The organism is Cyanobium sp. Lug-B, assembly GCF_024345635.1.
Taxonomy (GTDB): Bacteria; Cyanobacteriota; Cyanobacteriia; order PCC-6307; family Cyanobiaceae; genus Cyanobium; species Cyanobium minutissimum.
Map to the genome: position 1 here is coordinate 60,895 of NZ_JAGQBM010000003.1, position 21,784 is coordinate 82,678.

Here is a 21,784-nt window from a genome sequence, read left to right on the forward strand (position 1 = left end):
GCTCGCCTGGGGGGCGGGCGGCTTGGCGCCTTGCAACTTGCGCCGCGGGCGCCCCCTCAAGCCACCGCAGTGGGCGAAGCCGGGGCGCTGCGTGATGGGTGGTGACGGGTGGGTGACGGATCGGTGACATCAAGAACCCAGTTGTACCAGTGGATGTGATGCATGTGACAGATTTTCCCAACTCGGTTCGCTCCATACAGGGGGGCTTACTCCTTGCCCACCCTTTCTCTCTGTATCTTTCCTTCCTGGGAAAAATCTCAATAGAAGAAAAGCATCACATCCATCACAACCCTTGATACGACTGGGTTCTTGACGTCACAGATCAATAACGCACCCATCACGCCTTGCCGGGATTCTTCACAACCCTTGGTACGACTGCCCCCCTTGAGCTCGCCGCCTTCGGCGGTCGTCACGATGCCAACGAATGGCCACCGAGCTTCCGCTGAAGCGCAAAACGGATCACTCCAGGCACCTCACCGTCCTCACTTCTGCTCCGCATCCTCAGCAGCGGGATCTGTGCCCCAACCCCAGTCCTGTACGGGGCCTTGCTCATTGGACCCTTCGGCAGCGGCAAACCCAATTGATCACGCAACAGGCCCACCAGCGAGGATTTGAACCGCTTCAGAGACAGTTCCTTGCCCTTCAGGCCGTTAGCCGCCATCCAGTCACGGTAGGAGGGGTAGGCGAACTTGAAAACCTTGAACTTCGCTGCATCTAGCTTGAAGTCCTCACCAGGGGAAAGAGTGCCGATCCTGAGCTGGTGATACTTACCATCCTCATCAGCAGTATCGTCGAAAATCAGATACTCTTCCGCCCATTCCGCCAGCGGTGTGTTCGTGAGCTCCGCATCCAGCAACTCATCAAGCTGAGCCAGTCCTCCGGTTTCCTCCATCGCCTCCCTGACCTCCCGAGGGTCCATCGCCAGCACCCAGCCCACAAAGGCCCCCAGCTCTTCCGCCAACTCCCCTTCCCAGTGGTCAACCCGCCAAGAGAGCATGTCCCTCCGCTCTGCTAAAGGCACGGCCTGATCAAGGTGAATACTCCTCCTTCGGTTGAACACCGCCGACGAGTCGTCCTTCGCCTTGACCGGTGAGTTCCCCACCAGCATCACCAAGCCGCGGAAGGTGAAGTCAAACCGCTCGGTCGAGTTCTTGCGTTCAGCCACGATGGTGTCTCCACCGGTGAGGGCTTTAAGCCGCTCCAGCGGGCCTCCATAGTCCTGGCACTCCGCAAACAGCAGCAACGCCGCCCCGCGCGCCTTGAGAGTTTCGAACCGCTGGTTCTTGTCTTCCATTAGATGGAGCTGACTGCTGGCCGTACAATCCCTCCCAACCAGTGCTTCCACCAGCCTCGCCAGTGCCGACTTACCGGAGTCACCAACACCGGTCAACTCCACGAAGCCCTTGGCCCCCAGCCGCCGTAGCGCGTTTGCGCATGCCGCCCGAAACAACCGCTGTTGATGCGGCTTTGGCAGCAACTGCTCAATGCATGCGATGGTCTTCACAGGCAGCCCGCCCGGCATGAACTCGTATGGCAGCACCCAGGTGTTGCCGTACTTCCGGTCATGAGGCAGCAGCACCCCATCAGACAACCTGACAACCCCATTTCGCATGGGAAGCACGCCGTGCTGAACCACCGGATCCATAGACAGTGCCCGCCGCCCAGGGTGATCGCGCAACTCGGCGATCAAGGCCGTGGTCGCCTTGCTGTTAAGGGTTAGTTCGGTGCGCCATTGCATCGCCGCCACCCACCGCTGGAGAGACTGCTCGATCGCCGTGCTCGCTTTTCCCGGCAACGGCACCCAGTGGTCACCTTCCCATTCGTAGAGGCGCTCCTCGGCTCCCTCAACAACGAAATGCTCCTTGAACACAGTCCACGCGATGATGGCCTGAACGGGTGCCTCCTGCTTGTCGCGCGACCACACCCACTTCTGCCCGTTCTGATCCCTTTCGCAGCACCTCTCCGCCCTATCCGCAAGTAGTAGCAGCGCTTCCCTCCCATGCCGCTTGAGAAAGGTGATCGGTGTGTTCGCACTCGCATCTGGGTCCAACCCACCCCGCGCCTGCGGCACCTCACAAGGAAGGTGAATCAGCCGGGGCTTCCCACCAACGCAAGCAATCTGCAACGCCACATCTTTTAGCGCCTGCGGAACCTTCACCATTGCCCGGCTGTTCCAGCACAGGAACACCGTCCGACCTTTTAAGTCGTTGCCCTCAATCCCCTCAGCGCTAGCGAACCCTGCCGCCACAAGGGCAGCCCGCTCCTCTTCGCTCTCCGCCCAGAAGACCGCCGTCTCCCAGTCGAAGTCGGGGTTGCCGGTGACCACCAGAGCGGGAGCCTCCTCCTGAGGGGGCGCCTCCTCGGGAGCCGAAGCCACCGCCCCTTCATCCCGCTTCTGCCGTGGTGAAGCCAGTGCCTTCGTCAGGTCCAGCTGCTCCTGCTTGGCATTGTGCAGCGCTACCTCCGCCCCCACCTGCTTGAACTTTGCCGCCGGACGCCCAAAACTCCCCTGGGCTGATTCCCCCGTGTAGGCCCATCGAGTCGCTGGATCCACCTTTCCTGCGATCACATCGCCCAAGGTCAGGTCAGTCGGCGGGCTGAAGCTCTTCCCTCGGTGGCACACCACCACCACCCCATCGGTATTGTCGAAGATCGTGCAATCGGCGTCGGAGTCACGCCCACAAATCGGGCAGGGATCCTCCTCTCCCGAATACGACACATCACCTGTACCGGCACGTACCCGCCCCACCGTCTCGGACTCGACCTTGGTGAGCTCCGGCAGAACCGCCTCAAGCTCCTCAATGGGGTAACGCCGCTCCGGATCCGCTCCTTTCAGAATCTGGGCATAGCCAATGGGCTTGCCGGCCAGCGGGTTCACTGGGTGCCCCGCCTTGGCGGGCTTGGCGATGTAGAGCGATCCGGCCAGGCGCATCGGCTGCGACCTGCTCACCACTGCCGGGTCCGAGGGAAAGCCCGCATCGGTCGCCAGCTTCACCACCCGGCGAGCCGCCAACTCCCCGCGCATCGGCTCCACCCCTTCTCTGAGCACCCAGTAGCTGTGGACGCTCTTCCCACCGGTGGCTACCTGAAAAGTGGGCTCTGGCAGGTCCAGCACCTTCCATGCCCTGATCTGCCATTCGATCGGCTGATCGTCCCACTCAGCCCTGATCGACCTGACCTCGGTGATATCGGCCTTCTTGTTGCCGCCGGGATTCGGCAGCACAAAGACAGCAGCCCCCAAAAGCACGCGTGGCACCAACGCTAGTTTGATGGTGTCCTCCACATCTTGATCGCCCTCCTCACCTTTGAAGCTGCGGCACAAGTACACGTCTTTCGGGTTGACAGATACCGTTCGGAATCGGACCTCGTCATGTCTCAGACCCAGCAACTCGAGGTGGCGCAACGCCTCCTCGGTGCGGATGTAAAGCTCCGTGCTAAGAAGCTCTTTCTTTTTGAGTTTCGCCCGGGCTGCAACTCCCATCGGCACATCCAAGACGGTGGGCACCACTGCGGCGGGCGGTATTTCCTTGCCCCCCTGCTGGGAGGCAACGCCTTTCGGGAGATCAATCCGGTCGTTGCAGTCAGCCGGGTTGCGCCCCTTCGCTTTCTTTGCCGGCTCATCTGCCCGCACTGCCACCGCGATGTCTTTCCAGACCTGGACGAAGCTCTTGGCCTTGTTGTCTCTTACACCGTTCTGGCCATTGCCATTCACTTTGTGCTTCTTTGAGCTATTACAGGGTCGCCCCGTGGAGGCGTCCAATCCAGCCACGTTGATTGGGATAAGGTCGTTCATCAGCGGACACCTCCGGTGGTGGAACCTTCAGCGGCCTTGATGCATGGTGTCGGTCCAACCGGCGGTAGCGACCGGCTCCACCAAGGCGCCAGTGGTATGACATGCCGATAACGCAATTGATCACAGCCGTTTTCGCCAGCACAGTCTGAGTCGCTGATCCAGCAACCCACCACTCCGTAGGGTGCAGCGCCGTGCTTCACCCGCCTGATGTAAGCGATTAGACGGCCTGTGGCACCTGGTAGCAACAGCGTCAGCGCCACGCACATGATGGCTCTGACTCCAGACTTGGCTGCGATCAAGCTCCCAGCCGCCCCACACTTCAATCGATAGTCGGTGGCCTTCATGCCACCTCCCCTCGTCAGGTAGCACCCTGCGGCAAGCAGGTCATGTGCATGAAGGAGTTCTCGCATTGACATGCTCGGATGCAACAAGGTGGGCGGGAGTGGGGCCAGGCGCGGTGCGCTTTGGTGTCCTCATTTGAATCGGAATTGAGCCAAGATGCGCACCCTTAAACCGTGCAAACCGTGCAGTCCTTCAAACCTGCACGGTTTGCACGGTTCTATTGCCTCCATTCGTTAGTCCATTGGGCTCAAATATGTCTGTGCCATCTCATCAGCCATGCCTTCTTCTCCGACAGCCACAGACGACACCAAGCAGCTGTTCGATCTGATCAGTGCTCAGTTGAATGTGATTCAGGCGCGTCTGGAGCTCAAGCCCAGACTCAGCAGCAGCCCCTGGCTCCCCTTGGCAGAGGCCGCAAGAGCCCTGCACTTCCCCAGCTCCCGTGCCTTGCGCGCGGCTATCGACCGTGGTCGCATCCCTCCCCAGTTCGTGAGCGCCACCACCGGCAACACCGGCAAGCGCAGGACGCTTTACGTGGACGTGGAGGGCTTCGCCTCACATCTGCGCAACAAGTGACGCCATCGAGGCGCTGTCGAACCACCGCTGGTACAGGGATGTGTGCACCATCAACGAGTGCCCGAGGCTCTTGGCCGCCAGTGAAGGGCTGATCTTGGGGTTGTGAATCGCCCGCACCGCCCAGGCATGGCGCAGGTCGTACGCCTGAAAAGGGACCTCATACCTACGCAGCGCGACCCCCAGCTGAGAGCCGACCGTGCGGTGGTCCCGATTGAGATTGATCGCCGGCAGACGTCTTACCTGCAGGTCCCAGCGGTCGATCCAGCCCTTTGGCAGCGGCAGCCCCTGCCGTGCCCCAGTCTTCCCGCCACGGATCACGACCAGTCCGTTGCTCTCGACATCGGCCATCAGCAGGGCTTCATGAGGTCTGGTGCCATATGTGGCGCAGATGCCAGCAACCCACTGCCAGCCTGATGGCAGACCATCAATCACCTCGACGATCAACGCGTCTGAAGGAAGGCTGCGCGGTGCCGCATCCTTCAGGGGGCTGTAGCCCTTGCCCAGGCCCCTGAGCTCCTGCACCGCATCCATGCCCATCTCAAGGGCCTGCGCCACAGCGGTCGCCGCCAGGGCCGCTTTGCGACGACTACAGCTGCCGACAGCCTTGCTCGCCACAAGGGCGCGCAAGGTGTCGAGATTCACATCCGGCTGCCCCACCAGGGGTTTCAGCGGCCCCGCGTAGGCAGTGGACCACGTCACATCCGAGCTGGGGCCGCGTTTTCGCTGCTGGGTCCACCACGCTTCTGTCCGACGCAGGGCTTCAATGCCACTGATCCCTTCCTTCGCCGTACCTGGCAGCTGACTGGCCTGCACCCACCGATCGAAAGGGAAGGCGTCCAGGCCACGGCGGTGCAGCTCAAGGTCACGACCGAGTTCCTCTGCCAGCAGGCGGGCCTGATCCACACCGGACGGGTAGGGGAAGACCGTGCTGATCCTCCGCTGCTTCCATGTGCCATCGGGAAACGGCAGGCTGGCCCGGAGCCGCAGCCTCCCCCCGGACGGGGAAACTTCGAGGCTGACACTTGAGCCCAGGTCTCTCAAGGCCCGGTTGATCCGCGTGAGGTAGGGGTCCCGGACGGCCATGAGGCGTGCCTAGAAACGTGCCTACTCTCGCCCAAAACGGGCTGATCTGTGCCTAAGCGGTGCCTAGTCAACCCCCAGGTACTTGCTCCGCATTTCCTGAGATCCTCTGCTGTGACTGAATTTTGAGAGATGGGGGTCCCGGGGATCGAACCCGGCTAAGGCGAATTATGAGTTCGCTGCATTCACCAGATTGCTAGACCCCCGGGGACGGCGCCGTCTCCGGCGAGGGCCTCACCAGAGGCCCCGGATCGGCGGGGTCCAGGTGGTGCCGGCGGGCGGCTGGACGTAGGTGGGGGTGGCGGCCCCCGTCCCGAGGCTGGTGCTGAAGCCGTTGGTGATGTCGGCGGTGCGCTGGGGCATCAGGCCGCTCTGCTCGGAGAGCATCACCGAGGCGGTGTTCTCGATGGCGGTGCCGTCCCAGACGATGTTCTGGTCGGGGAAGCCGAAGGCCACGATCCTGCCGCCGTCCCGGCCGGGGATCGAAAGGCCGAGGGGATCGGTGATCTGGTGCAGCAGGTTGACGCCCTGGGCGAAGGGGGCCGAGAAGCTGTAGAAGCGCTGCTCCATCAGCTCGGGGGCGGAGCGCGTCACGCCGCAGCGGGTGACCTCCACCGGCCCGGTGCCGGCCGAGCCGGGCATGGGGGCTTCGAGGGTCGTGGTGCAGAGCACGGGCCCGGCGAGGGCGGGGGCCAGCACGGCCAAGGGGAGCAGCGCGGTGAGGCCCGCAGCGAGGGGGGCAGGCACTGCCAGGATCGGTGCTGTCATGGGGTCTACGGGCCCAGCTCCCGGGCGATGTGAGCGCAGGTTAGCGACCTCTGACGCTCTCGCCCATCCATGGGCTTCCGCACCGGCCGCCTCTGCGACGCCGCCCCCCCAACGCCGCCCCCCCAACGTCGATGGTCACCCTGCCCTCCAGCCCCAGCCAACAGCGTTCCGCCCTGCTCGCCCTGCTGGCGGAGCGGGCCTACCGGCTGGGCGACTTCACCCTGGCCTCGGGCCGCCGCAGCCCGCATTACGTCAACTGCAAGCCGGTGAGCCTGAGCGGCATCGGCCTGGCCCTGCTGGGCCGCCTGATGCTGGAGCAGGTGGAGGGCGAAGCCGCCGCGGTGGCGGGGCTCACCCTGGGGGCCGATCCCCTGGTGAGCGCCGTGGCCCTGCAGGCCGCCCTGGCCGGCCGCGACCTCGATGCGCTGATCGTGCGCAAGGAAGCCAAGGGCCATGGCACCGGCGCCTGGCTCGAAGGCCCCCTGCCGCCGGCCGGGAGCCGGATCACGGTCCTGGAGGACGTGGTCACCACCGGCGGCTCGGCCCTCAAGGCCGTGGCCCAGCTGCAGGAGGCGGGCTACGCCGTGGAGCGGGTGGTGGCGATCGTCGATCGCCAGGAAGGCGGGGCCGAGGCGATGGAGGAAGCGGGCCTCGACCTGCGCAGCCTGTTCCTGCTCGAGGAGGTGGCCGCCACGGCCGCCGGGCTGGACGGCGCGGCAGGCTGACCCCACGACAGGCTGAACCCCGCGACGCGCTCCACCATGGCCCCCTCCCCCGACCCGATACCGGCTGCGGCCGATCCCTGGCGCTGGACGCCACCGCAGGGGAGCCGCTGGTCGCGGCCGGTGGGCCTGCTGCGGCTCGACGGCCCCGACACCCTGCGGGTGCTGCACGGCCAGACCAGCCAGGCCCTGGAGGAGGCCCGCCCGGGCCAGTGGCTCGGCACCTGCTGCATCAGCCCCACGGCCCGGCTGCGGGCGGTGGCGGAGGTGCTGGTGGATGACGCCGGGGCCTGGCTGGTGATCGTCGACGGGGATCCCGCGGCCGTGCGCACCGCCCTCGACCGGGTGCTGTTTCCCGCCGACAAGGTGCGGCTGGGTCCGGTGACGGCGGCTGTCCTGCACCAGCCCCTGGGGGGACCGGAACCGGAGGCCCTGCCCGCCGGCACCTGGGCGCCGCTCGAGGGATCGCCGGGCTGGCGGCTGGGGGAGGCCCTGCTGCTGCCCGCCGAGGCCCCCTTGCCCCCCGCCCTGGCCGCCCGGCGCCCCCTGGAGCCGCAGGAGGCGGAACGCTGGCGGCTCTGGCAGGGTCTGCCGGCGGCGCCGGGGGAGATCAACGAGGAGGTGAACCCCTTCGAGTTGGGCCTGGCGGGGCGGGTGAGCCTGAACAAGGGCTGCTACGTGGGCCAGGAGACCCTGGCCAAGCTGGCCACCTACGACGGGGTGAAGCAGCAGCTGCGCCGCTGGTGGGCCACGGCTGTCCCGGAAGGGGCTGTTCCCGCCGATGCCGTGGCTGCGGGCACGCCCCTGCTGGACGGGGCCGGGGGCCGCGCCGGCCTGATCACCTCCAGCCTGGAACTCCCCGGTGACGGGGGCTGGATCGGCCTGGCCCTGGTGCGCAAGGCCTGGCTGGAGGAGAGCCAGCTGCTGGCCGGGGCGGCCCCTGGGGTGCCCCTGTGCCTTTCGCTGCCGGAGGCGTTTCAGTTGCCGCCGGTGGGGCCCGGGGGCAAGGCGGCGTCCTGATCCAGCAGCCAGCGGACCACCGCCCAGGTGGCCAGGCTGTCGTCCTGGTTGTAGCGGAAGATCCGCTGCAGCTTGCGGCCCAGAGCCCGCCGGCTGGGACGCCGCGGCCCGCCGGAGCCTTCCCGCCACTGGCGCCACCACAGAAGGCAGCGGGCGCCGTCGACCCCCTTCTGGCTCCAGCTGAAACCCCGCCAGCCGGCGACGGCCTTGAGCCCGTAGCTGTTGACCGGCAGCAGCCAGTGGCGCCGCAGCCGCTGGTGCACGTCCACCAGCCGGGCCCGCAACCGCTCCCGCTCCCGCTCACTGGCCCCCTGGCGCTCGGCCAGCCGCAGCAGGGCGACCGATTCGGTCTCGCCGTAGTGCAGCACCGGCCAGTCGGGGTAGCGGGCCAGCAGCCTGCTCAGCCGCCGCCAGAGCAGGGCCTCGCCGTGCTCCTGCAGGGCCAGCAGGGGCCGGTAGCTCCCCAGGTCCTCCCCCGGCCCGGGCGCCCCGGGCCAGAGGCCGTCCGCGCCGCGCTCCAGCCGCACCAGGCCATGGAGGAAGTCGTCGCGGGCATCGGGGTCGGATTCGATGTCGTAGAGCAGCACCCCGGGCGCCGCCGCGAGCTCCGGCAGGGCGGGGCCGGCCCCCTCGCCGCTGCGCCGGGGGCTGCCCTCCTGCTGCACCCTCGCCTGGGCCACCAGCCGGGGGGCCACCTCCCGGTGCTGCTCGCTGTGGACGGCCAGGTCCTCGGCCAGCCGCTCCGGATCGGCGGCCGCCAACTGGTCGAGGCTGGTGATGCCCAGCTCCAGCAGCAGCTCGCGGCGCTTGCCGCCGATGCCGCTCACCTCGCTGAGGTGGCCCTCGGCAGCCGCGACCCGATCGCAGGCCCCTCGCCAGCTGCAGAGGGTGCATTTCTTGCGGTCGCTGACCAGGGGCGGCGGCTCGCTGCGGGCCAGGTCGAGCGCCAGCCGCTCCAGGCTCTCGTCGAGCTGGCGCTGCAGGGAAGGGCCGAGGGCGAGTCGTTCCCGCTCCAGCCCCCGGTCGGCGCCGGCCACCACCAGCCCATGGGGCACGGGGGCCCGCTGGTGCTCCTCCAGTAGCCGCCCCCACAGGGCCAGCTGCAGGCGGTGCTCCCGGGTGAGGCGCCGGCCCTGGCGGGCCAGCACCGGCCGGTAGCCGTGGGCCCCCCAGCGGCTGGGCTCCTCGACCCGTTCCAGCAGGCTCGGGTGGGCCTCCAGGCGCAGGCCCCGGGGGCCGGTTCCCGCGAGCCTGAGCCCCACCACACCGGGCGCCCCGTCGCGGCAGGCGGCCTCTCCATGGCCGGGGCGCTGGGGCAGCAGGCTCTGGAAGCTGCGCAGCTGGTCATCGAGGGCCAGGGCGCGGTGGGCACTCCACAGCCGCTCCCTGGGTGCACCGTGGAGATCGAGCCAGGCCCGCCGCCGGCAGCGCACCCAGCTGCGCAGCAGGCGGTCGGTGAGGACGGGGGATCCGGGGGAGGCGACGTCCGGGGTCTGGGGCATGGGATGCAGGCTAGGGGGATCGGTGGCCTGCCATCAGGCCGGCACCCGCCGCGGCCATCCGGAGCGGCCGGCCTGCTACGACCGGCCTGCCCCTCCATCGCCTCCGCGCCGCCCATGGCCTCCGCCCCCCTGCCCCTCGAGGCCGGACCGATCCACTTCGGCACCGATGGCTGGCGGGGCATCCTCGGGGTGGACATCACCATGGAGCGGCTGCTGCCGGTGGCGGGCGCCGCCGCCCGGGAACTGGCCGCCAGCGCCCCGGAGGGCCTCACCAGCCGGGAGGTGGTGATCGGCTACGACCGGCGCTTCCTGGCCCCGGAGCTGGCCGAGGCCATCGCCGCCGCCGTCCGGGGGGCCGATCTGGTGCCCCTGCTGGCCGCCACCCCCGTGCCCACCCCGGCCTGCAGCTGGGCGGTGGTGGAGCGGGGCGCCCTGGGGGCCCTGGTGATCACCGCCAGCCACAACCCGCCGGAATGGCTGGGCCTCAAGATCAAGGGGCCCTTCGGCGGCTCGGTGGAGGGTGACTTCACCGCCCGGGTGGAGCGGCGCCTGGCGGCAGGGGGCCTGACGGTGCCGATCCCCGGCGACACCGAACGGTTCGATGCCATGGGCACCTACCTGGCGGGCCTCGGCGCCAAGGTCGACGCCCCGGCCCTGGTGGCGGGCCTGGCCGCCGCCGGCCTGCAGGTGATCGTCGACCCGATGCACGGCTCGGCCGCCGGCGGGCTGCCGGCCCTGCTGGGGGAGGCGGGGGCCGCCGCCGGCGTGATCCGGGAGATCCGGGGGGAGCGGGATCCCCTCTTCGGCGGCCACCCGCCCGAGCCGCTGGCCCCGTACCTGGAGCAGCTGATCACCGAGGTGCGCCAGGCCACGGCGTCCGGCCGGCCCGCGGTGGGCATCGTCTTCGATGGTGACGGGGACCGCATCGCCGCCGTGGACGAGCAGGGCCGCTTCTGCAGCACCCAGCTGCTGATGCCCTTGCTGATCGACCACCTGGCGCGGGCCCGCGGGCTCGGGGGCCGCGTCGTCAAGACCGTCAGCGGCTCCGATCTGATGGCCCTGGTGGCGGCCGACCTGGGCCGGGAGGTCATCGAGATGCCCGTCGGGTTCAAGCACATCGCCGCCGAGATGCTCAGCAGCGACGTGCTGGTGGGCGGCGAGGAGTCGGGCGGGGTGGGCTTCGGCCTCCACCTGCCGGAGCGGGATGCCCTTTTCGCCGCCCTGCTGCTGATCGAGGCGCTGGTGGAGGGGGGCCTGCCCCTCGGGGCCCGGCTGGCGGCCCTGCAGGAGCGCTGCGGTGGCGCCAGCGTCTACGACCGCCTCGACCTGCGTCTGCCGGACATGGCCAGCCGCCGGCGGCTGGAGGCGCTGCTGGCCCAGGATCCGCCCCAGGAGGTGGCCGGAGTGGCGGTGCTGGAGGTGAACCGCACCGATGGCGTCAAGCTGCGGATGGGCCCCAGCCACTGGCTGATGCTGCGCTTCTCCGGCACCGAGCCCCTGCTGCGCCTCTACTGCGAAGCCCCCGACGCCGACCGGGTGCAGGCGGTGCTGGCCTGGGCGCGCCAGCTGGCGGAGCGCATCTGATGGCCGCCCCAGCGGAGCCCGGGGTGGCACCCACCGTGCTGGTGATCGCCAGCGGCAACGCCGGCAAGATCCGGGAGTTCTCCCACCTGCTGGCCTCCCTGCCCCTGGAGGTGCGGCCCCAGCCCGAGGGTCTGGAGGTGGAGGAAACGGGCAGCACGTTCGCCGCCAATGCCCGGCTGAAGGCCGAGGCGGTGGCCCGGGCCACGGGCCACTGGGCCCTGGCCGACGACTCCGGCCTGGCGGTGGCGGCCCTGGGCGGCGCCCCCGGGGTCCATTCGGCGCGCTACGCCGACAGCGACCCCGCCCGGATCGCCCGCCTGCTGCGGGAGCTGGGCGAGGTCGACCGGATACGGGGCGCCCAGGGCCTGGAACCGGACCGCCGGGCCGCCTTCGTGGCCGCCCTGGCGGTGGCCGATCCCAGCGGAGCGATCCGCCTGGAGGTGGAGGGCCGCTGCGACGGGGAGATCCTGGAGGCCCCGCGGGGCAGAGGCGGCTTCGGCTACGACCCGGTGTTCCTCGTGCCGGAGACGGGCCTGAGCTACGCGGAGATGGACAAGGGCCTCAAGGGCCAACTGGGCCACCGGGGGCGGGCCTTCGCCCGGCTGGAACCCGGCCTGCGGGAGCTGCTGGGAGGGACAGGGGCAGCACCGACGGCTACCTAGCGGGCCGAAGGGGTGTGACCGCGGGCCTCAAGCACCGCCTCCAGGGCATCGGCCATCGCCGCGGCCCGCTGCTGCCAGGTGCATCCCATGGCGAAGCGATGGCGCTCTGCCGCATGGCCGTCCTGGAAGCCGGCTGCGGCGATGCGCGCGAGGGCGGCCGTGAGGGCCTGTCCATCGCCGCAGTGCTCGGCCAGATGCGGGGTTTCGGCGATCTGGGCGCAGGTGCCGGTGTAGAGGATCGGCTGGCCTGTGGGCAGCTGGGAGAAGAAGCGGACGGGGCTGCTGCAGGGGTTGATGTCACCGTCGGTGAGGGGCAGCACGGCCGCGTCAAGGCTGGCGAAATAGGGCTGAAGCGTCTCGTAGGGCAGGGGGCCGAGGAAGCGGCAGCGTGGGCTGCGCTGCAAATCAGCGAGACCGGGTACATCCCTGTAGACGGGCCCGATGAAGAGCCAGCGCAAGCCTGGCAGGGCATCATGGGCTACCACGATTGGGAGTAGATCGACCCGCAAGCTGATGACCCCAATGATGCCGATCAGTGGCCGAAAGTCTGCCGGCAAAGGGTCAGGCAACCTCTGCCTTTTGGAGGGGAGAGACGCTGGGAGCCACGCGCCAGGGAAACCGTTGGGGATGACATGGACAGGTGGGAGCTGAAAATCGCAACGTCGCTGCAGAACATCGGCAATACGTTGCGAAACGGAAAACACAAGATCGACATGCCTCGCAACGAGCACTTCCTGGTCTAATCGAACATAGGGATAGACAGAATAATCATCAAACACATGATAGGCAACAACAGGAGCCAGCTGCCGATAGTGGATGGCGAAGGGCCACAACGATGGATCGGCGATAATGACGACATCTCCATGCCCATAGGACTTCACCAGACGATGCCCCACCAAAGGGGCCAAAAGTCTGACGAGCCAGCGATGGTGGGAGAAGGCACCACGGGGCAGCTCACAACGGGACCTGCGCCATGGCAACGGGAACGGGACCCAGCCGGCCAGCGTCAGCACAGGGGAGATGACCGTGACATCACAGAACTCACGCAAGGCCTCGAAGCATGCGTGACGAGATGGGCCCACCAGGCCAACCACCAAAACACGGCGGAGCGGGGATGTCGATTGGCCGTCGTCACCGCGTCGTGAATGCCCGTGGCTTGGCTGGAGCCTGCTTTGCTGATTTCCAGCCGATGGAAAGATACTTGCCAATGTCCGCCAGAATCGCCATTCATTTCCATGCTACCCTGACATTCGAAGCTTGACAATGAGGTCGCCTGAGGAGTATTGGCTACGGATATCTTCCATCGTCAACAAAGACAACATCCAACGAGCGGGACCGTCGCCTATCAGGGTCTGTTCTCTAATCAGTGGCGAGGCAAGAACTGCCGTGAATTCGCTGAACGGCCAGAGGCGGAAAGGCCCTCGCTCGGTTCTGCAGGGCGAAGCCTGCGTAGCTACTCCAGAGCAAGCAACAGACGGTCAATCATCCTTGCTCGGAATGTACAGCACGCCTGAACCGAACATTTCATGATACATTCCTCTGCATAGGCCCGGCCAGCGAGGTTATCGCCAACCCCGTCAACCTTGTCGGCAAGCAATCTAAACAGTCAGTGAGCCGAATCAGCGTTGCAACGGCCATGAAATCAACCTTTGCCAAGCTTGTCCGACGACTCCGGGCAGTCCATCATCGGCTCTGGGCATCGCTTTGGCGAGCCAGCGGGGAGCAGTCCCATGGATATAGGTTTCTGTTCGCAACCTACATGATAATTGCATATTCGTATCTCGATGAATTGGTACTCCGAAAACGGAAGCTCAACCAAGCTGACCCGCCCTGCGAACAGGTGATCTTCAACACGGTGCGACTCCAAACTGCAAACCAAGTCCCGTCAACAGGCATCGGAGCCAAAGATCGCTTTCCAGACGCCAATGCAGAATCCATCCAGGGTCAGATCATCATACAGAACGGAGTACTCGTCAACAACGGAGATTCCATTCTGCATCATGGACACTATCTTTGCGGGAGATGGCGTGAGCGCTCAGAGGGTCATACTATTAAGTCCACAGAGATTGATTACCACCGCGAGGCCCAGCTTGGCGGCGATATTCATGGCGAGTCAGTCATCATCAATGGACGATCCCTATGCCTCACTGGGCCTTGGAGCGAAAATTTTTATCACTGGCTCTTACAGTACCTCCCAATCCTGAAAATCGCTGGCGAATGCATTCCCCTGGATGAGGTTGACAACGTTCTTGTCAAGGGTCCGATTAAGCGATTTCAATCCGAGTCACTGTCCCTTCTTGGCATCCCCCCCCAGAAGATCATCGGGATCAGCCCAGGAAGAAACTACTGGGCGGAAGAGCTTGTGATGACTACCATACCTTGTGCGAATCGTACCTACACTCAATGGGCTATTGACTTTCTGCGTCAGCTTCGAGAACCACCAACGACACCATCATCGCCGATCTTTTTTGATCGTCCTTTTCCCGCCTCACGGAGAATGGTGAACGCAGAGGAAGTTTATTCTGTTCTAGCGGACTATGGAATTCCATGCATCGATTGTGGCTCCTTCTCATTTTCTGATCAGGTTCGGCTTGCTTCCTCCGCAAACCTCCTGTTAGGAATTCACGGCGCCAGCCTCGCCAATGCGGTCTTCAGCGCGCCCGGCACAACCCTTATAGAGCTGACTCCACGAAACTACTCACCGCCCTATTTCAGTGGCCTTGCAAAAGCTTGCCAACTGAATTACGCTAGAATCCTGGGTAGAGAGCCTGGGCTGCTATCCCCTTGGGTCCCCATCAAGGGCGCCGACATCATTGTACCCATAGACAGCCTCAGATCAAAGCTTGATCGGTTTTTCAGCAACCAAGGGGCATGATCACAATCCTACCCAATGAGGCCACATCCTATCCGAATAAGCATCATCAATACTGTCGCCTGCTGCAGGCACCTCAAGTGGACGCCAAACAGTGATTCGCGGGACTCATCGTTCAATGATTCTTCAATTGACCAGGGGGCACATCACACCAGCTGAACCTCGCTGTAGCTCCGATCGTCGTGTGCTTGTGATATCTCCGATTGGGTGCGGACCACCGCATAGCGGAAACAGGACAAGGATAGAAACCCTTCTGCGGGAATTCAGGCGCATGGGGCTGGAGGTGCATTTTGCCTGGGCTCAGATTCCAGATGAAACCACCTGGGCACGACTGTCTCCGGAGGCAAGGGAGGCAACGCACAAGTTGGTTGACAAATGGGTCCATGACTTTCACTGGAACGAACGCACTGCCAATACGTGGAGCGTTACTCTCAGAAAAGTCAGGCACCTATTTCTGCGACTGACTCGCAGAGGCCGGGAAAGACACAGCCGTGGAATTCACCGCCTGGATGAGTGGTTTCATCCCGACTGGAAAAGGCAGGCCAGGAAACTTCAGAAAGAACACAGCTATTCGCGAGTTGTTGCTGCCTATGTGTTCACATCCGGCTTTTTGGACTCCTTTCCAGCCAGCACGCGAAAAATACTCGATTGCCATGACATCTTCACCTGCCGAAACGATATCACAAGCAATGAGAAATCAAAGTCCTGGTGGTACTCCATTTACAAAGCGGATGAGCGCAGAGGCCTCCTCAGGGCCAACACCATTCTAGGAATTCAGCACGATGAAACTGATTTTTTTACCAGGCTTACCCAGGGCAAACGATCCGTCTTCACCGTTGGACATTTCACAGACATTCACCCATTGGGATTTCCTCCGGAAGCCCTCAACACCTTCGGCTACATCGCATCCAACAGCTCGGTTAATCTGGAATGTCTGCATTGGTTTCTGCGCGATGTCTGGCCGCTCATCAGAGGCCAGCAACCCAATGCTGTTTTCCTGATTGCAGGTTCTGTCGGCAATGAAATCCCTGAAGGCGCAGGAGTGAAGCCCGTTGGCAATGTCTCATCACTATCCCAGTTCTATTCTCAAGTCCTCTTTGCCATCAACCCCATACGCTTGGGGACAGGGTTGAAGATCAAGACGGTGGAAGCATTGTCATTCGGACGCTCCGTCGTTTCAACCACATGCGGGTCAAGCGGTCTTGATGCATTTTATGGACAAGGAATTCTTCTCGCAAATTCAAGGGAAGAGTTTGCCGAGGGTGTGATCTCCAGGCTTGCAGATCCAGGTTCAGCCATGAGGGATGGTTCGCTGGCGACAAAAACAGCCGAGTCCATCAACACGCAGTCAAGAGAAGCACTCGCTCAGGCCCTTGGGCTGGACCGTTCCAGCCTGGATCGCTAATGCGCGTATCAGCGCGCCTCCAAGTCCCCCACAGCCGGTCGCCACCCCTGCAGTTGCCAGTGGACGCACCCACTGATGACCATCGGGTCCTGCCGCACCAGGGCCAGGGCCGCGTCATGGTCAGGAGCCTCCAGCAGCAGCAAGCCGCCGCCGCCGGGTTGCCCCTGGTCGTCCACCAGGTAGCCGCTGCTGATCCTGCAGCCCTCCCGACGCAGCCGCTCCACCCAAAGACGGTGCTCCTGCAGGTGGGCCATCACCGCATCATGGGGGGACCGGAAGGTCTCGGTCTTGATGAACCAGGCCATGGCAGGAACCCAAAGGGAAATTACGCTCCGGAATGGAGTAGGACGGAGCCAGTCAGTAGCCGATGGTCCCATGTCGAAATCCCAGCTCACCGCCTTCCTCGCCAAGGTGGCAGCCGATCCGGCCCTCAAGGCCCGGGTGGATGCGGCCGCCGACACCGATGCCGTGGTGGCCATCGCGCTCTCCGAAGGCCATCTCTTCTCCCCCGCCACCTTCAGCCGCTTCTCCCGCGGCTGAGGCTGGCCCGGGACAGTCGCGGCCGGACTATGAAGGAGCGAAGCAGGGTGAACCCAGCCAGCGCATGGCTGCTCTCAGGGACATCCCTGGCCTCCCATCTTCCGGCCACCCGCGGCATTCCCAGGATCATCCACCAGACATTCAGCACCAGGAGACGGATGCCCGCAGTGCTGGAGGAGAACTGTCGCGCGATCGAAGCCCTCAACCCGGACTTCAGCTACCGCTTCTATGACGATCAGGATCGTGAGCGCTTCATCAGCGACACCTACGGTGATGCAATTCTGGCCCGCTATCTGCGAATCGATCCTGCCTACGGTGCCGCCAGGGCCGATCTGTTCCGCTATCTGTGCATCTACCATTTCGGCGGTGTCTACCTGGACGTCAAGGTCTGCGTCACACGGCCATTGTCCGAGGTCCTACGGGACGATGACGCCTATCTGCTGAGCCAGTGGGACCATTCGCCCGGCAGTCCCCATGCCGGCTGGGGCACCCACCCGCGACTGGCCGGCATCCCGGGCGGTGAGTTCCAGCAGTGGCATGTCATCGCCTCTGCTGGCCATCCCTTTCTGGCCGCCGTGATCGCGGAGGTGCTCAGGAGCATCGATCACTTCGATCCGTTCGCCTTCCCCCATCCCTGGGAGGCGGTGATCTGCACCACCGGCCCGGTCGTCTACACCCAGAGCATCCACCGCATCCTGACGGCCCATCCCCACAGGCTGGTGGTCGGCAGCGAGGCGATCGGCCTGCGGTACAGCATCTTCGATGGTTCGGCCGACCCGGACGCCCACCGGCGGCTCTACAGGGATTACCGGAAAGCCGAAACCCCGCTGATCCGTCAGCCCTTTCCCCTCTCGCTGCTATGGCCCCTGTTCAACCTGGCCCGGAAGGTGGCGCGGAAGGTACGTGGGCTGCTGCGGCGCTGAGCCCCCAGCGGTCGTCCTCTGCCGTGGCGCCGGGACGGGGCGCCAGGATTCGGCTCACTGACGGACCCGCAGGGTTGCCGCACTCCTCAGCCGGGGCCCGCCGCTGGCAGTATCGGGCGTCATTGAGGCCTGCAGGGGGTCCTTGCCACGCTCCGGCAGGCCCTCGGGGATGCGGCCGGCGTCGACCTGCATGTCGTCCTGGGCAGGGCCGATGCAGGGGAAGTCGCTGTCGAAGATGCTGTCGATCACCACCTCATCGCCCTTCTCCCAGGCATTGAGGCGGTGGAAGACGAACCTCTCCGGGGACTCCAACCCCGTGGCTCCTAAACGGCGAAGGCGCCAGCTTGGCGGGGAATCAGCCAGAACGGGCCAACACCTGCAAAAATCCAGATCAGGCAAAAGATCTTAGGTCAGTATACAATCCAATCAACATCAGCATGTTGATGCCTGTGGAAGCCAAACCTCAAAATAGTCTACGCAAGATAAAGTCGCGAATCATCTGGCCCGCCGCCCGCAGAAGCGTCAAGCTGATAGCCTGCAACCGCTGGTCAAGAAGCTTATTCAACATCATCTACAATCACCTCAGTCGAGATCAAAAAGTCAGCTTATATCATCATTTTGCTAAAGTCTTCCGAACCGGCGGGTCCATCCAGACTGACGGCTGCTGGCATCTAAATGTTGAGGACAGTCGGCTCGTTCTGCCTTTGACCGAGGGAAGTTACTGGCTGCACTGGAATTTAGCACTGGCTTTCCTTGGAAATGACATCGAAGTCAAGGAGACCTACGTTAATCTGATCAAATCTGATAGCTACAAGCCGGACATCTTTCTTGATATCGGAGCAAACTATGGAACACATTCCATCTTAGTGTTGGCACTTGGCGTCAAGGATACGTTTACATTTGAGCCCAACCGCATCTGCCACCAGTTCTTTCTGGATGTGTGCAAGCGCAATAGCCTCAAGCCCAATCTGATTCCTTTGGCCGTTGGGGAGCAGTCTGAACCGATCACACTCAGCTACCCTCCCACGCAGCCTTGGCTGGGAGCGACCAACCCTGAACAAAGGAACAAACTGGAACCTGGCGAAAAGCTGGTGACCGAGGTTGTCGAACAAACAAAGCTGGATGACTGGATCCGAACGATTAAGCCAGGCAGAATTCTGATAAAGATTGATACCGAGGGACACGAGGCCTCTGTTTTACGTGGGATGCAAAGAATGCTCGCAGAGCGCAAGCCTTGGATCATATTCGAATCGCTAAAAGACAATGGAAGACGAGAGATTTTCAAGCTACTCTCAGATTCACGCATGGACATCCACGATCTACCCTTGGATCCCCACTCCCCCTCAAACCCATTAAGCCTGGATAGATTCGTATCAGCAAACGCCACCAACTTCATCGCTCGTCCCATGGCCTGACCGATGGCAATCCTATCGGAGGCTGCTGAGAGAATTGCCGATCTAGGTCCGGCACGGTGTGTTCGGACTGGGCGTGTCAGAGAAGTACCAACAGCAAGCCTGTGAAGCAAAGCCAGCGCTGCTTCAAGTTGTCGCTAAGCGCGTCCTTAGGATTGATTCCATCAGATCACCCCGCTTAGGCAGGTTCACGAATAACCTGCCCTCAGGAGCATCTTGGTGAGGCGGATCAGACTATAGCCACTTTCGACAGACGGAACACCGGTGATCGGCGTCTGGCCTTGAGCTGCTGCCATACCGCAGCCAGTTCCCTCGAAGCGTAGCTGATGTCGAGCGGAACTTATCCAGCGGCTCGGTACCCTTCATGCCGATCCAGGAATAGGCAGAGCCCTGATGGAGAACGGTAAGTCATTGTTGGCATAGAGGTGCCACGCCCGAATGGTCTTGGCGACCTGGCAGGTGTACTCTGCAAGGCGGATGGCATTCTCAGAATCTGTGATGGATTCGCCCGTTCATCTGTCAGGTTCTGCTGCTGCGCCCCCTCACGATCCGCTGGGTCACCTCACTGGCAAGGCAACGATCCTGACGGTTATCCATGGAGCCAACCAGACCTGTGGAATCACTTCTTCCCCTCATCCTGGCCTCGAGAGGGGTGGAGCAGAATCCCTTAGCGCACTGGGCCATATTTGATGTTCATCGATATCTCCGATCCGCTCCGGCGACCGCTTAAAGGCCCACGCCCGACAAGGGCGCCTTCCAGCCAGGAAGGCATCATGCTCAGAAATGAATTGAACTCCTGGGCGGCCAGCAGGGAGTAGTCCGGCGGCATCGAGGGACGGGCACCCTCAGGTCAACGGTTGCAAAAGCTGAGAATCAGTCGATCTGCACGAGATTCTCCAGCCGCCGTGCTGGCCGCCACCGATGGCAACTGGCCATGATGTCCCACTCCAGCTGAGCGCGGTTGTTCTGCGTTCGGCCGAGGCTTTCTCCCGCGGCTAGAAGGATGGTCTTCAGCCGTCGTCTCCTCAGTCCGCCACCCAGCTGCCGTGCAGGCCATGGGGGATGGCCAGGGGGAGCTCCAGCACGGCCACCTCGTCCATCGAGGCGGCATCGAGCACCACCAGATCGCTGGCGCTGCGGGCGCCGTTCCAGACCAGGCCGAGCACCCAGCCGTCATCCTCGGCGGTGGCGCCGGGACGGGGCACCATGATCGGCTCGCTGACGAACCCGCGGGGCGCCGCACTCCAGACCCGGGACTCGCCGCTGCCGAGATCGAGCTTCATCAGGGCCTGCAGGGGGTCGTTGCCCCGCTCCCGCTCGGCCACCGCCATCCAGCCGTAGCGGCTCTCGAGCCCCACCCGGGCCGGCGCGACCATGGCGAATTCACAGGTGCGCTCACTCAGCCGCGTGGCCGTGACCGCGCCGCTGGCCAGGTCGAGACGGCAGCGCTCCAGCAGGCCCTCGGGGATACGGTCGAAATCAACCTCCTTGTAATCCTGGTCGGGGCCGATCGAGGGGAAATCGGCGTAGAAGATGCTGTCGACCACCACCGCGTCGCCGTCCTCCCAGGCGTTGAGGTGATGGAACACGAAGCCTTCCGGAGCCTCCAGCACCCGGGGCTCCTGGCCGGCGAAGGCGCCGTCCTGGCGAGGAATCAGCCAGAACTGGCCACGGGCGCCGGCCCGGGACTTCAGGCACTGGGCGGCCCCTTTGCGGCCGAGCACGTAGGGGAGGGGGTTGAAGTCGATGGCGTTCTGCAGGAACACCGCCCAGTTGGGGGTGATGGCGAAATCGTGCAGGAAGGCGAAGCCACCGAAGCTGTGGCTGGAGTCGGCCAGCAGGGTGCCGGCCTCGGGACCGTCGGCGGCGAACTCCATCAGGCGCACGGTGCTGCGCGGGCCGGCCTTCACACCGAAGGTGACCATGCGGGGCGCGCCGTGGTGGCCGGGATCGAAGCGGGGGTGGGCGCTGAACGCCTCACCCGGCTTGAGCACCCCGTCCAGCAGGGTCAGGCCGCGGGTTTCGAGGCTGACGGGATCGAGGGCATGGGGGGAGCTGGCCTCCCAGAGGGCGAGCAGCTGGTCGCCGAGCCGCACCACGTGGGTGTTGGCGATGTTCTTGAGGCGAAGATCGAAGGCATTGGCCAGCGGCCCGCCGGGCTTGGGCGTGCCGAAGACACCTCGGTAGAGCACCGTGCCGGCCTTCTCCTCGGCCAGCCAGCCCTCGGTGCGCACAAAGCGATTGCTGAGCCGAGCGCCCCCTTCTGAGAAGCGCAGGGCCGTGACCATGCCATCGCCGTCGAAGGGGTGATGGACCCAGTGGCCGCCTCGCTCCAGCCGGCCGGGGCCGTTGCGGTAGAGGGTGCCGCTCAGTTCGGCCGGGATGGCGCCGCGGGCGGCGGTCAGAGGCTCGTCGCTGAGCTCGACGCTGACGTTGCGAAAGGAGCTGGCCCAGTCGGCGCGGTCGTAGGCAGGCGAGGCCGCGGCGGCGGGGGAGGCAACGGTCATCGGATCAGCCCACGGAGAGAACAGCGCAGCGCGCTTACCCGATTATCACGTAACGGAGTGTGAAGACGTGGGCGGT

General features: G+C 64.4%; 19 protein-coding genes and 1 tRNA gene. 10 read left to right on the plus strand and 10 right to left on the minus strand.

What is annotated here, in order from left to right:
* Window positions 1–257: 257 nt before the first annotated feature.
* Together KBY81_RS01310 and KBY81_RS16460 are read right to left on the minus strand one after the other, a co-directional pair.
* Window positions 258–413, minus strand: coding sequence for a hypothetical protein (locus KBY81_RS01310; protein ID WP_254975329.1), 156 nt, complete (start codon window positions 411–413; stop codon window positions 258–260).
* A complete protein-coding gene (locus tag KBY81_RS16460) occupies window positions 410–3,793 on the minus strand; it encodes a DUF5906 domain-containing protein (protein WP_261356992.1) in 3,384 nt (1,127 codons plus the stop codon). Before KBY81_RS16460 ends, KBY81_RS01310 begins: the two co-directional genes overlap by 4 nt.
* A 618-nt stretch (window positions 3,794–4,411) precedes the next feature.
* Here KBY81_RS16460 and KBY81_RS01320 point away from each other — a divergent pair.
* The gene (locus KBY81_RS01320) at window positions 4,412–4,711 is read left to right on the plus strand and encodes a hypothetical protein (RefSeq protein WP_254975331.1); all 300 of its coding nucleotides are present in this window, start codon (window positions 4,412–4,414) and stop codon (window positions 4,709–4,711) included.
* On the opposite strand, the gene KBY81_RS01325 is transcribed toward KBY81_RS01320, so the two are convergent.
* From KBY81_RS01325 to KBY81_RS01335, 3 genes are all read right to left on the minus strand, one after another.
* Entirely contained in the window at window positions 4,691–5,794 is a 1,104-nt protein-coding gene (locus tag KBY81_RS01325; RefSeq protein WP_254975333.1) for an integrase, read from the minus strand. The genes KBY81_RS01320 and KBY81_RS01325 overlap by 21 nt on opposite strands.
* Before the next feature lie 130 nt (window positions 5,795–5,924).
* A tRNA-Ile gene (locus KBY81_RS01330) sits at window positions 5,925–5,997 on the minus strand.
* A 28-nt stretch (window positions 5,998–6,025) separates the two neighbouring features.
* On the minus strand, window positions 6,026–6,559 hold the full coding sequence (locus tag KBY81_RS01335; RefSeq protein ID WP_254975335.1) for an Occludin/ELL family protein: 534 nt from the start codon (window positions 6,557–6,559) through the stop codon (window positions 6,026–6,028).
* 131 nt (window positions 6,560–6,690) lie between these two features.
* Here KBY81_RS01335 and pyrE point away from each other — a divergent pair, with 131 nt between their 5' ends.
* Window positions 6,691–7,284 carry an orotate phosphoribosyltransferase gene (pyrE, locus tag KBY81_RS01340; RefSeq protein ID WP_254973918.1) on the plus strand — a complete coding sequence of 198 codons (594 nt, stop codon included), beginning with the start codon at window positions 6,691–6,693 and terminating at the stop codon, window positions 7,282–7,284.
* Between the two features lie 36 nt (window positions 7,285–7,320).
* Window positions 7,321–8,301: a folate-binding protein YgfZ gene (locus KBY81_RS01345; protein ID WP_254975336.1), complete on the plus strand. Its 981-nt coding sequence runs from the start codon at window positions 7,321–7,323 to the stop codon at window positions 8,299–8,301.
* On the opposite strand, the gene KBY81_RS01350 is transcribed toward KBY81_RS01345, so the two are convergent.
* Entirely contained in the window at window positions 8,259–9,803 is a 1,545-nt protein-coding gene (locus KBY81_RS01350; protein WP_254975337.1) for a TM0106 family RecB-like putative nuclease, read from the minus strand. The two genes, KBY81_RS01345 and KBY81_RS01350, sit on opposite strands and share 43 nt — an antisense overlap.
* A 114-nt stretch (window positions 9,804–9,917) precedes the next feature.
* On the opposite strand from KBY81_RS01350, the gene KBY81_RS01355 reads away from it, so the two are divergent.
* Window positions 9,918–11,387: a phosphoglucomutase/phosphomannomutase family protein gene (locus tag KBY81_RS01355; RefSeq protein ID WP_254975338.1), complete on the plus strand. Its 1,470-nt coding sequence runs from the start codon at window positions 9,918–9,920 to the stop codon at window positions 11,385–11,387.
* Entirely contained in the window at window positions 11,387–12,049 is a 663-nt protein-coding gene (gene rdgB / locus KBY81_RS01360) for an RdgB/HAM1 family non-canonical purine NTP pyrophosphatase (RefSeq protein WP_254975340.1), read from the plus strand. Before KBY81_RS01355 ends, rdgB begins: the two co-directional genes overlap by 1 nt.
* Here the strand turns inward: rdgB and KBY81_RS01365 are convergent.
* Complete coding sequence (locus tag KBY81_RS01365; protein WP_254975341.1) at window positions 12,046–12,453, minus strand: hypothetical protein; 408 nt, start codon at window positions 12,451–12,453, stop codon at window positions 12,046–12,048. The two genes, rdgB and KBY81_RS01365, sit on opposite strands and share 4 nt — an antisense overlap.
* 1,355 nt (window positions 12,454–13,808) lie before the next feature.
* Between KBY81_RS01365 and KBY81_RS01370 the strand changes: the two genes are divergently transcribed.
* Both KBY81_RS01370 and KBY81_RS01375 read left to right on the plus strand, forming a co-directional pair.
* Window positions 13,809–14,924, plus strand: a complete 1,116-nt coding sequence (locus KBY81_RS01370) for a DUF563 domain-containing protein (protein WP_254975342.1) — start codon at window positions 13,809–13,811, stop codon at window positions 14,922–14,924.
* A 268-nt stretch (window positions 14,925–15,192) separates the two neighbouring features.
* Window positions 15,193–16,326, plus strand: coding sequence for a glycosyltransferase (locus KBY81_RS01375; RefSeq protein ID WP_254975343.1), 1,134 nt, complete (start codon window positions 15,193–15,195; stop codon window positions 16,324–16,326).
* 8 nt (window positions 16,327–16,334) lie between these two features.
* Here KBY81_RS01375 and KBY81_RS01380 read toward each other — a convergent pair whose 3' ends face one another.
* On the minus strand, window positions 16,335–16,631 hold the full coding sequence (locus tag KBY81_RS01380; protein WP_254975345.1) for a YciI family protein: 297 nt from the start codon (window positions 16,629–16,631) through the stop codon (window positions 16,335–16,337).
* A gap of 70 nt (window positions 16,632–16,701) precedes the next feature.
* On the opposite strand from KBY81_RS01380, the gene KBY81_RS01385 reads away from it, so the two are divergent.
* Window positions 16,702–16,866 (plus strand): Nif11-like leader peptide family RiPP precursor, encoded by a 165-nt coding sequence (locus KBY81_RS01385; RefSeq protein ID WP_254975347.1) that lies wholly within the window; start codon window positions 16,702–16,704, stop codon window positions 16,864–16,866.
* 158 nt (window positions 16,867–17,024) lie between these two features.
* On the plus strand, window positions 17,025–17,789 hold the full coding sequence (locus tag KBY81_RS01390) for a glycosyltransferase family 32 protein (protein ID WP_254975348.1): 765 nt from the start codon (window positions 17,025–17,027) through the stop codon (window positions 17,787–17,789).
* 54 nt (window positions 17,790–17,843) lie between these two features.
* Here the strand turns inward: KBY81_RS01390 and KBY81_RS01395 are convergent, their stop codons facing one another.
* Entirely contained in the window at window positions 17,844–18,101 is a 258-nt protein-coding gene (locus KBY81_RS01395) for a hypothetical protein (RefSeq protein WP_254975349.1), read from the minus strand.
* Window positions 18,102–18,133: 32 nt separating this feature from the next.
* Here KBY81_RS01395 and KBY81_RS01400 point away from each other — a divergent pair, with 32 nt between their 5' ends.
* Window positions 18,134–19,204, plus strand: a complete 1,071-nt coding sequence (locus tag KBY81_RS01400) for an FkbM family methyltransferase (protein WP_254975350.1) — start codon at window positions 18,134–18,136, stop codon at window positions 19,202–19,204.
* A gap of 1,022 nt (window positions 19,205–20,226) precedes the next feature.
* Here KBY81_RS01400 and KBY81_RS01405 read toward each other — a convergent pair.
* Entirely contained in the window at window positions 20,227–21,708 is a 1,482-nt protein-coding gene (locus KBY81_RS01405) for a carotenoid oxygenase family protein (protein ID WP_254975352.1), read from the minus strand.
* Between the last annotated feature and the right edge of the window lie 76 nt (window positions 21,709–21,784).